Annotated in this window: 10 protein-coding genes; 7 read left to right on the top strand and 3 right to left on the bottom strand. The window is 65.8% G+C overall.

The window, feature by feature from the left end:
* Positions 1-3: 3 nt before the first annotated feature.
* On the bottom strand, positions 4-771 hold the full coding sequence (locus ACOQPI_RS12745) for an SDR family NAD(P)-dependent oxidoreductase (RefSeq protein ID WP_420620005.1): 768 nt from the start codon (positions 769-771) through the stop codon (positions 4-6).
* Between the two features lie 72 nt (positions 772-843).
* Between ACOQPI_RS12745 and ACOQPI_RS12740 the strand changes: the two genes are divergently transcribed.
* The 5 genes from ACOQPI_RS12740 to ACOQPI_RS12720 are packed head-to-tail and all read left to right on the top strand — an operon-like array spanning position 844 to position 6,382.
* Positions 844-2,100, top strand: a complete 1,257-nt coding sequence (locus ACOQPI_RS12740; protein WP_420620004.1) for an amidohydrolase family protein — start codon at positions 844-846, stop codon at positions 2,098-2,100.
* Between the two features lie 8 nt (positions 2,101-2,108).
* The gene (locus tag ACOQPI_RS12735; RefSeq protein ID WP_420620003.1) at positions 2,109-3,188 is read left to right on the top strand and encodes an LLM class flavin-dependent oxidoreductase; all 1,080 of its coding nucleotides are present in this window, start codon (positions 2,109-2,111) and stop codon (positions 3,186-3,188) included.
* Positions 3,185-3,991, top strand: a complete 807-nt coding sequence (locus ACOQPI_RS12730; protein ID WP_420620002.1) for an acyl-CoA thioesterase — start codon at positions 3,185-3,187, stop codon at positions 3,989-3,991. The genes ACOQPI_RS12735 and ACOQPI_RS12730 overlap by 4 nt, the downstream gene beginning before the upstream one ends.
* A gap of 7 nt (positions 3,992-3,998) precedes the next feature.
* Positions 3,999-5,186, top strand: coding sequence for a CaiB/BaiF CoA transferase family protein (locus ACOQPI_RS12725; protein ID WP_420620001.1), 1,188 nt, complete (start codon positions 3,999-4,001; stop codon positions 5,184-5,186).
* Entirely contained in the window at positions 5,183-6,382 is a 1,200-nt protein-coding gene (locus tag ACOQPI_RS12720; protein ID WP_420620000.1) for a CaiB/BaiF CoA transferase family protein, read from the top strand. The genes ACOQPI_RS12725 and ACOQPI_RS12720 overlap by 4 nt, the downstream gene beginning before the upstream one ends.
* A gap of 6 nt (positions 6,383-6,388) precedes the next feature.
* On the opposite strand, the gene ACOQPI_RS12715 is transcribed toward ACOQPI_RS12720, so the two are convergent.
* Together ACOQPI_RS12715 and ACOQPI_RS12710 are read right to left on the bottom strand one after the other, a co-directional pair.
* Positions 6,389-7,324 (bottom strand): LLM class F420-dependent oxidoreductase, encoded by a 936-nt coding sequence (locus ACOQPI_RS12715; protein WP_420619999.1) that lies wholly within the window; start codon positions 7,322-7,324, stop codon positions 6,389-6,391.
* A gap of 49 nt (positions 7,325-7,373) precedes the next feature.
* Entirely contained in the window at positions 7,374-8,363 is a 990-nt protein-coding gene (locus ACOQPI_RS12710) for an LLM class flavin-dependent oxidoreductase (RefSeq protein ID WP_420619998.1), read from the bottom strand.
* A gap of 80 nt (positions 8,364-8,443) precedes the next feature.
* On the opposite strand from ACOQPI_RS12710, the gene ACOQPI_RS12705 reads away from it, so the two are divergent.
* Complete coding sequence (locus tag ACOQPI_RS12705; protein WP_420619997.1) at positions 8,444-9,628, top strand: DUF1214 domain-containing protein; 1,185 nt, start codon at positions 8,444-8,446, stop codon at positions 9,626-9,628.
* Between the two features lie 4 nt (positions 9,629-9,632).
* Positions 9,633-10,874, top strand: coding sequence for a sulfotransferase family protein (locus tag ACOQPI_RS12700; protein WP_420619996.1), 1,242 nt, complete (start codon positions 9,633-9,635; stop codon positions 10,872-10,874).
* Positions 10,875-10,919 lie beyond the last annotated feature (45 nt).

The raw sequence follows: 10,919 nt of genomic DNA, 5'->3' as shown, positions 1-10,919 counted from the left end.
GGGTCATCGGGCCAGGTAGCCGCCGTCAACCGGGAGTGCGACCCCGGTCACGAAACTGCTGGCATCGCTGGCCAAGAACAGCGCGACTTCGGCGATCTCCTCGGGCTGCGATGGGCGCTGCAAGGGCACCGAAGTCTCCAGAGACTCCTTCATCAGGGGTTTGACGTCGGTGCCGGGATCCCGTCCGAAGAACAGCGGAAGCATGGGTGTGTCCACTGGGCCGGGGCAGATGACGTTGGCCCGAACCTTGGGGGCTAGGGCCAGAGCCAGCGACTTGCCGAACGTCACGATTGCCCCCTTGGTCATCGAGTACAGCGGCGAGAACGGTGAGCCCACCACCCCGGATGTGGAAGCGGTGAGGATGATTGACGCGTTGCCCGACGCCTCCAACAAGGGCACCGCCCGGGCAACGGTGAAGAAGGCCGATTTCATGTTGATGGCCGCGGTCTCTTCGTAGTCGGCCTCGCTCATGTTGAGCCCGGCCGGACCGGGTATGCCGGCGTGGGCGTAGAGAACGTCGATCTTGCCGTGAGTCGAGCCGACCTCGGCCATCAGCTCTTCAATCTGAGCCACATCGCTGACATCAACGGTGAAGGCGCTCGCCGCGCCCCCCGCATCGGCGATCAAAGCCACAGTCTCAGCGGCGGCTTCGGCGCGAAGATCGGCCACCACCACATGAGCGCCCTCGGAGGCCATGCGCCTGGCCGCGGCCCGGCCCATGCCTGAACCGGAAGCGGTTATGACCGCTACTCTTCCATCGAGCACTCCCATTGAAACCCCCGTGAGCAAGAACTCTTCCATTTACGATGATCGATTTAGCCGTCGCAGCAAGGAAAGAACGCCATGAACGCACATGACCCGCTAGACGGCCTGAAGATTATCGACTGCGATTCCCATTTCACCGAGCCGCCCGAGCTGTGGACGGCCCGGGCCCCCGCCGCCATGCACCACCGAGTGCCGGTGCAGAAGACGGTCGACGGCGTCACCGCCTGGTATCTGGACGGCGAGCTGTGGGCCAGTACCGGCGGGAACACCATCCAAACCGGCCAGGAGAAGATCCTGGGCAGCCACGTGGTCCAGCCCTTCGACGTCATCGACACCAGCGCCTGGGCAGTGAAGGAGCGGCTCGAACTCTGCGACGAGATCGGGGTGCATGCCCAGATCCTCTACCCCAACGGCGTCGGCTTCTCCTCCAACCACGTCTTCGCCATCGAGGATCTGGCGCAGCGACGGATGGTCTTGGAGATCTACAACGACTTCTTCGTCGACATCCAGCACGAGTCGAACGGCCGACTGTTCCCCCAGGCCATGCTCCCGATCTGGGATATGGAGTTCACCGTGGCGGAGATGACCCGGCTGTTGGACAAGGGCATCACCGGGTTCACCCTCTCCGACAAGCCCGAGATGGTGGGCCTCCCCGAGCTGTGGGAACCCTATTTCGCCCCCATGTGGGACCTGTTCAACCAGTCGGGAGCGGTGGCCAACTTCCACATCGGCGCCGGCATGAGCCGGGCCGAGATGGAGAGCATCCGAGGCGCCCGCTTCCAGCAGGCCCGGGTGGGCGGCGAGGCTGGCCCCGACGACCTGCCCCGGCCCATTCCCGTGGCCCCCAACACCTGGTGGGGGCAATTCGACCACCAGCGTCGCCTCGCCATCCACGCCACCCAGATGTACATGAGCAACGTGCGCATCATCGTCAACCTCTGCATGAGCGACCTGTTCGACCGCTACCCCAACCTCAAGGTCGTCTCGGCCGAGAGCGGCATCGGCTGGGTTCCCTTCATCCTCGAAGCCCTCGAGTACCAGTACGACGAGATGGTCACCGAAGCCCACGAGCTGGCCCTGAACACCCGCCGCCCCCGGGAGTATTTCAACGACCACATCTGGGTCATGTTCTGGTTCGAGCGGTCGGCCCCGGCCAAGCTCATTGAAGACGTCGGGGTCAACAACGTGCTGGTGGAGACCGACGTCCCCCATCCGACGTGCCTGTTCCCGGGCGCCCGAGAGCACTTTACCCGGGTTCTGGCCGGCGTCGATCCCCATGTCCGCCGCCGCGTGCTCCAGGACAACGCCGCCGAGCTCTACGGCATCGACGTCTAAGGGATCCCATGCAGTTCGGCATGATCATCAGCGACGTGCCGCGCGAGGTAGACCCCATCGAGCAGTTCGACGGCATCCTGCGCCAAGTGGAGGCCGGCCAGCGCAACGGCCTCAGCCATTTCGTGATCGGGCAGCACTTCTTGTACGGCGACCTGCGCTGGCTCCAGCCGGTTCCCCTCCTGGCCCGCTTGGCAGCAGAAATCGACGACCACGTGCGGCTGGCCACCACCGTGCTGCTGGTCCCCAAATACCACCCGGTGATCCTGGCCGAGGAGCTGGCCACCCTCGACATCGTCACCCGAGGTCGCCTCGATATCGGATTAGGGCTCGGATATCGGACTGAAGAATTCGACTTGATGAACGTCCCTTTCAACAAGCGGGTAAGCCTGTTCGACGAGTGCCTCGACATCATGAAGCTGTGCTGGGCCATGGAGGACTTCGACTACCACGGCCAGCATTGGCAGATTCAGGGAGCCACGCCCCACATCCAGTGCGTGCAGCAGCCCCATCCCCCCATTTGGATGGGAGCGCACTCCCGCAAGGGCGCCCGGCGGGCGGGTCGAGTGGGCGACCGGTTCATCATCCCGCCGGAGTACGACATCCATGAGATGCGGGTCCGCTTGGGCATCATGGCCGCGGGATTTGCAGATCGGGGCAAGCCGATGGGCCATCAGCCCTTGCGGCGCAACGCTTTCGTGGGCGCCACCAACGAGGAGGCAAGAGCCAGGTTCGTGGATGTCAGCAAGGAGCGATATCTCGCCTACGCCCGCAAGGAACTCGACATATTGGACGAGGAAGCGCTTATGACGAACTTCTTCGAGGAGGTGAAGCACTCGGTGGCGGTGGGCACGGCCCAACAGGTGATCGACCACTTCACCGAGGTGGCTCGAGAGCTGCCTATAGATCCGTTCGTGGTGAAGCCCCAATGGCCCCAAATGGCCATCGACGAGGTGATCGACTATCTCGACACCATGGGACGCGAGGTCATACCGGCGCTGGCTGAAGTCCCGCCCATGCCCGTCGAGGACATCCCTGCCTCGTTGGCCCCCGTGGCCGACGAGGTGGCCGAGGCACTGGGGGCCATGTGACCGCAGCATCATTCGATGAGGCCATCGCCCACACGCCACTGGGCGACGGGCGCTTTCTCACCTCCACGCCCCCGTCGTGGATGGCCTCAGGCCGTGTGCCTGCCGGGCTGGTGGAGGCGCAGTTGATGGCCGGACTGGCGGCCATGGTCACCGACGCCCAGTACCGCCCGCTGTCGTTCACCGCCCATCTGCTGCGAGCGCCGGGCGAGGGCGACTACGAGGTGCAGACCGACGTGCTCCGCACGGGCCGCACGCTCATCAGCACTGCGGCCCGGGTGGTGCAGGGCAACAAACTGATCGCCACCGCGTTGGCCAGCTTCGCCACCGACCGGCCCAGCCCCGAGTTCGACGAGCTGCCCATGCCCGAGGTGGCCCCGCCCACACCGGGAAGAGAGACCGACGGTTATGTGCCCGAATTCGCCTATCCGTACGGCGACAACGTGGTCATGCAGGACCGCCTCGGACCGAAACCATTCACCGCGCCCGACGGCCCCATGGAGCGGGTGGGATGGGCCGGCTTCGCCCAGGCCCGCCCCATCGACGCCCCCGGTCTGCTGATGATCGGAGATATCGGGATGATGGGCTGGTGGGTGCGCCTCGACCGCATGTACACCACCGCCACCTTGGACCACACCACCTATTTCCGGGCCGACCTGTCTCAGGCAGAGGCCGACGACATGGTGCTGCTGCGGTCGCGCACCGGGCTGGTGCGCGGCGGCTACCTGGATTGGGACCTCGACATCTGGGCGCCAGACGGCACCCTGCTGTGCCAGTCTCGCCAGATCCTGGCCATCCTCGGATGACCGCACAATGACCCAGCCGGAGCCGCTGCGCATCGTCGACTTCTCCACCCACATGTCGGGGCCGCTGGCCTCGCACCTGCTGGTGGAGATGGGTGCCGACGTCATCAAGGTCGAACACCCGGTTCAGGGCGACGGCAACCGGGGCAACGATCCCAAGATCGCCGGGGTCAGCGATCTGCACCTCGCCCTCAACCCCGGCACCCGCAGCATCGCAATCAGCACCCGCTCGCCCCACTGGCCCGACGTGGTGGCCGGGATCACCGCCTGGGCCGACGCGGTGATCGTCGGCGCCCGTCCCAAGGACGCGGTTCGCCGAGGGCTCGACTTCCACACCCTGCTCGAGGCCAACCCGCAACTGGTGTACTGCGTGATCTCGGGCTACGGGCTGGCCGGACCGTGGGCCGAGTACAAGGCCCACGGTCAGAACATGGACGCTCTGGCCGGGCGGGTCGAGGTGGAGTGGAACGACGGCCAGCCCCAAACCAGAGTCGGGTGGCGCTCGGCCGGCGTGCTTTTGGCCGGGGTCTTCGGCGCCATGGGGGTGCTGGCCGCCATCGTCAAGCGAGACCGGGGTGGCGGACCCCAGTTCGTACACACCTCCATTTGGAACACCGCACTGTGGTGGAACTGGCGCGATGTGAATACCTGGGTGAACAACGACGAGCCCTGGCACGAGTACCGCTCGTTGGGATCGCGCTATGCCATGTACGCCACCTCCGACCACCGCGCCCTGCTCATCTGCCCGCTGGAGAAGGTGGCCTGGGAGCGGTTCTGCGACCTCACCGACCTACACCAACTCCGGGCGCGGGGAGAGTGGACCCACAGCATGGACTTCGGATACGACGACGAGTTCCCGCTGATCGCCGAGGCCATCAGTCAGCGCACCTTCGACGACTGGAACCGCCTTCTCGACGAAGCCGAGATACCGTTCGCCCCCATACTCACCCTCGACGAGGCGGTCAGCAGCGACCACGCCGCCGTCAACCGGGTGCTCCGGGGAACCGAGCTTCCCGGAGGGCGAGTTCAAATGGCCGCCTCACCGGTGCAGCTCTCCTCGAACCCGAACGAGGCGGCCCAGCCCGATCTGTCCGATCTGCCGCCCCCTCCTGAACTGGGTGCCGACACCGCCGAGGTCCTGGCCGAAATCGGGTTGGACAAGCTCGTCGGAGAAGACCTGTCGGGAGGCCAGGCATGACCAAGCCCCTCGACGGCATCCGGGTGCTGGACTTCACCCGCCACATGGCCGGCCCCTACGGCACCATGATTCTGGGCGACTACGGGGCCGACGTCATTAAGGTGGAGAGCCTTCCCCACGGCGACGGCGCCCGCGGTGTGGGCACCGCATTCATCGACGGAGAGAGCGCGCTGTTCCTCATCTGGAATCGAGGCAAGCGCAGCCTTGCGCTGGACATGCGCAATCCCGAGGGGCTCGAGGCGGTCCATCGCCTGGTGGCCACCGTCGACGTGGTGGTCACCAGCTACCGGCCCGGCGTGGCCGACGAGATCGGCATCGGCTACGACGCCCTGTCGGCCATCAACGACCAGATCGTGTACATCTCCCTCACCGCCTTCGGACCAGAGGGTCCGCTGGCCCCCTATCCGGGAACCGACCCGGTGGTCCAGGCCGTTTCGGGGGTCATGTCGGTGACCGGGGAGCCTGATCGGGGCCCGAACCTGGTGGGGGTACCGATGGCCGATTTCACCGGTGCATTGGTCACCGCCCAGGCCGCCATGCTCGGCCTGTTTGCCCGACAGCAAACCGGCAAGGGCCAGCTCATCGACGTGTCGATGCTCTTCGCCCTGATGTCGTCGCTCACCACCCGGCTGGCCTCGCACTGGGTGGACGGTGAGGATCCCGAGCGCCACGGCAGCGCCCACAGCGTGGTGGTGCCCTATGAGGCGTTCCAGACCGCCGACGGCCACGTGGTGACCGGCGTGTGGGGCGGCGCCGACGGGTGGGAGCGCTTCTGCCGGGCCATCGGAGAGCCGGAGTTGGCCGCCGACGAGCGCTATCTGACCAACCAGCAGCGGGTGGACGCCCGCGCCGACCTCACTGAATACCTGCAAAGCATCTTCATCACCCGGACCAGTGCGGAGTGGGAGGAGTCGTTCAACCAGCACCGGGCGCTGTTCGGGCCGGTCCACACCTTCTCGCAGATCCTCAACCACCCCCAGGTGAAGCAGGCCGGACTGGTGCAATCGGTGGAGCACGCCACATTGGGGGAGATCCCCCAGCTGGGTCCGGTGATCGGGCTCCACGACACCCCCGGCGGGATTGCCGGGCCTCCCCCGGTGCTGGGCCAGCACAGCGAGGAGATCCTGGCCGAAGCGGGCTACAGCCCCGAGGAGATCGCCGCCATGATCCAGGCCGGGGTGGCGGGCACGGCCTGAGTGCCCCTATTGGGCTGAGTGGGAGTGCTGGCCCAGGGCGTGGGCCGCATCTCGGGTCTCGGCGGGGTCATAGGAGACCACGACCATGTTGACCACATCGGCCCCGGCCTCCCCCAGCGCTGCCAGCATGCTTTGGGTGGCGTCGCTATCGGCAAGATCGAGCACTCCGGCCGGGCCGCTTCCCACTGCGGCCGGGCAGTTGGTGGCCACGGTGAAGGGCTGATCGGCCCGCGGCGACCGCTTTCGCTCCTCTCGTAGAAAGCCCACGTGTTCCCGCAAGTCGTCCGGGGTCATCCGCGCCGCCAGCCAACCGTCCCCTACCGCGGCGGCCCGGCGGAGCGCCGGCCGGGAGTGGCCGCCCACAAGAATCGGCACCGGCGACTGCACCGGCTTGGGCTTCATGTTCAGGGGTAAAAACGAGTGGGTCTCCCCGTCATAGGAGGGCTGGTCCTGCTCCCACAGCGCCCGCAGGATCTCGATCCCGTCCTCCAGCAACTGCCGACGACGGCCATAGTCAGCACCGAGAGCGTCGAACTCCTCGCGGAGCCACCCGAGGGTCACCCCGAAGATCACCCTTCCCCCCGACAGGTAGTCGAGCGTGGCCACGGCCTTGCCGACGACCACTGGATTGCGCTGGGGAAGCACGCAGGCATTCACCGCCAGCCTGATGGAGGACGTCGCCCCGGCCACAAAGGCCAAGGTGGTCAGAGCCTCAAGGCGGGGGTTGTCGGTGGGATAGGGGTACTTCCCGTCGGCCATCGTCGGGTTCTGCGAGGCGAACTCCACCGGAAAGGCGATGTGGTCGCCCACCCACACCGAGTCCAAACCGGCCGACTCCGCCGCTTGCGCCACATCGACGATGTCCTGGGCTGTGGCTGGGCCCTCGTAGGGCAAGCAGAGACCGATCTTTGGACCGCGGTAGGGAGTGTTGTCCGATCCCATGGGCTCTGCTTTCGGTAGTTGGGGCTTTCGGTGGTAGGGGCTCTCGATGTCAGCCGGACAATAGCGGGATCACCTCGGAGCCGAACCGCTCGAGCTGGGCGAGGGCGTGGGCATGGTCGTATCCGGGCCATTGCGGCTTGTAGACGAAGTGGGAGTGCTCCACCTGGTCCATGAGCTGAGAGAGCCCCTCTGCCACATCGGATGGGCTGCCGAGCACGAAGCGGTTCTCCAGCCAATCGCTTTTGCCGATGCCGTCGTCCACGTCAAGCCCCCAAGAGCGATACGTGCCATAGCGCGACGACGCCCCCGCGGCCACCGCCGCTTCGGCCTCAGCAGGGCTGTCGGCGATGTAGACCTCCCGACGCACGGGGATGGCGGCCCGCGCCCGGTTGCCGTGAGCCGTTCGCTCATCCAGATAGGCCTGGTAGAGGTCGATGAGCTCTCGGTGGGTGGGGAACGGCGCGGCGTACCAGGCGTCGCCCACCCGGGCGGCCCGCCGAACCGATGCCTCCACCTGGGCCCCGACCCAGATCGGGGGATGAGGCTGCTGGACCGGCAGCGTGGACACCTCCACGCTGTCGAGCCGGAAGAACCGGCCCTGGTCGGTCACAGGCTGGCCGGTCCATAGGGCTCGGATGATCTCCACCGCCTCCTCGAACCGCTTGGTTCGGGTAGTGCGGTCGATGCCGAAGGCGTCGAACTCTTCCTGGCTGTAGCCGATGCCCACGCCCATGATCGCCCGCCCGCCGGTGACCGCGTCCATGGTGGCCATCTCCTCGGCGATGGTGAGGGGATGGTGCAGGGGCAGCAGCAGGATGCCGGTGGCGACGCTGACCGTCGGGAATTGCATGGCCACCGAGGTCAGATACGGGATGGGCTGGAGGTAGCGCAGCGTCGGGGCCGCGAAGTGCTGTCCCGCCACCACCAGGTCGAACCCATGATCCACGGCCACTGATATCAACTCGTGGTGCTCGGCAATCTGCTGAGGCGCGGGCACCGACCGGCCATGAACCGAGGTCAGGAGCAGGCCGAATCTCACCGGACCATCATGGTTCAACGACACCGCGGTGTGCCGGACCCATGTTGCCGCTGGGCCATGTCCGTCGCTAGACAATCGCCATGCGACGGCTTGCCATTCGACTGCTCGGTGCGTTTCGACGGGTCTCCCTTCTCATTCGGAAGATGCGGGGCAAGACGCTCGACGATGTGGCCGAACAACGGGTGGTGAGCGGCAAGGCGTGGGAGGAGTTCTGCGATTCCTTGAAGGCAGCGGGGGCGGCGATGAACTTCCCCGGCGCGCCGCGTGATCCGTTCAGCCAGGCGGAGGGCTACCGGCACCTGAGCCGGCTCGCCCGGGCCGGGCTGATGGCGTTCATCGAGCACGCCGACCCCAAAGCCCCCGTGATGCACCGCGTGGCCAACGAGACCACCAAGCTGGGCGCCGACAACCCCGACAACTACTACTACACCGCGGCGTTGGACGGCAGTTACGACTACAAGATCACCGGGCGGCGCAACAACATCGCCTACCTGAGCATCGGAACCCAATCGGGCAACTACGGCCAGGGCGGCGGCCTGCCCCCAACAGGGCACATCGAAGCCGATCAGATCGAGATGGACGCCGACGGGCGCTTCGAGCTGATCCTGAGCAGCACCCCACAGCAGGGGAACTGGCTGCCGATGACGCCCGAGACCGGCACGCTGGTGGTGCGCCAGACCTTTGCCGACCGCAATACGGAGATCCCCGCCGAGCTGGCCATCGAGCGCATCAACTGCGCCCCCGAAGAGCGCCAACCCTCTCACCTCACGCCAAAGGCTTTGGATGACGGGTTGAAGAATGTGGGGGCGCTGGTGATGGGCGCGCCGCTGCTTTTCACCAAGTGGGCCCGTGATTTCTCTAAGCACAGCAACCAGCTTCCCCAGTTCGACCCGGACGTGTCGCTGAACGCCGGCGGCGATCCCAACATCACCTACTACCACAGCCACTGGGCGCTGGGGCCCGACGAGGCCCTAGTGATTGAGGCCACTCCCCCGGAGTGCGAGTATTGGAACTTCCAGCTCAGCAACTACTGGATGGAATCGCTGGACTATCGCCACTTCACGATCCACACCAACAGCCATCTGGCCCACTACGAAGCCGATGGGTCGGTGCGCCTGATCGTGGCCCATGAGGATCCCGGCCTGCCCAATTGGATCGAAACCGCAGGCCACTCGCTCGGTACCATGTCGTTCCGATGGGTGCGGGCCGCCGAGACTCCCCAGCCGCAGTGCCGGGTGGTGCCGTTGAGCAGCCTGCGGGACTAGCGGCTTGACTTCCACGGACTACCAGAACCCCTATCGGCCGATCCCGATCCGAGCCGTCAACCGGCTCGGCCGCGCCGGCCAGCGCCTTGGACTCCCAGACCGCCTAGAGGTCAACAAGCTCATCAAGCACGCAAGGCGCAAAACCGGGCTCTCCGACTTCGGCGACGATGGGCACTTGGAGGCGTTGCAAGTGCTCGTGGATTCGATCAACGACGAAGCTCGACTTACTCCAACCGGTCTGATTGTTCAGAAATCGAGGCTGGCCAGCGCACTGGTTCAGCGCTTGCGTATCCAGGACCTGCTCAAGCGGCACCCTGAGATAGACGACACCGACCTCGGCACCGTCGTCATGATCACCGGGTTGCAGCGCACCGGCACAACGTTGCTGCACCGCCTGCTGTATTCCAACCTGGAAATCCGCGGCATCTCCGGCAATGAAGCGCTGTTGCCAGTGACGGCGGCTGAGACCGCCGAACGCGCCGAGCGGTCTCGCAAGAGGAGGGCGGTGCTGGCCGAGCGGACCATTTCCTACCTAGCCCCTGACTTCATGGCGGTCCATCCCATCGACCGCGAGCAGCCCGAAGAAGACGTGCTGCTCCTCGATCTCAATTTCATGAGCCAGTCGGCCGAGGCCATCTTGCACGTGCCGAGCTATTCCCACTGGCTGGCAGAACAAGACCATACGGCGACCTACCAGTACTTCCGCCGGGTCCTGAAGGTGCTTACCTGGCCGCGACCGGCCCGCGCCTGGGTGCTCAAGACCCCGCACCACCTGGAGTACCTGGACGTCTTCCTCAAGGTGTTCGACGGTGCCACCGTGGTGCAGACCCACCGCGATCCCCGCATCGCAGTCACCTCCTTTTGCAGCATGGTGGCCCACGGCCGGGGCATGTTCAGCGATGAGGTGGACCCCATCGAAATCGGGCGGCACTGGTGCCATAAGACGCACCGGATGGTTGAGTGGGCCATGACAACCCGAGCCGAGGCGCCAAGCGAGCGATTCGTGGATGTCTCCTACTACGACTTAGTGCGCGACCCAATTGCCCAGCTCCAACGGATCTACGAGGTGGCGGGAATCGACTTCAACGACGAAGCCAGGGCGCTGGCCGAGCAGTACGTGGCCGCGAACCCCCAGAACCGCTTCGGAAAGCACCACTACCAACTTGAGCACTTCGGACTGAGCGAGCCGGTCATGGACGAGACTTTCGCAGCGTACCGAGAGGCGTATGCGATTCCATTCGAATAGGTCCATTCGAATAGGCCAAGCCAGGCTCAACCAGCGCGAAGCGGC

Origin of the sequence: Candidatus Poriferisocius sp. (assembly GCF_965219815.1) — a bacterium.
Taxonomy (GTDB): domain Bacteria; phylum Actinomycetota; class Acidimicrobiia; order Acidimicrobiales; family Bin134; genus Poriferisocius.
Note: the sequence above shows the minus strand (reverse complement) of the source record. Positions and strands in the feature narration are given on the sequence as shown.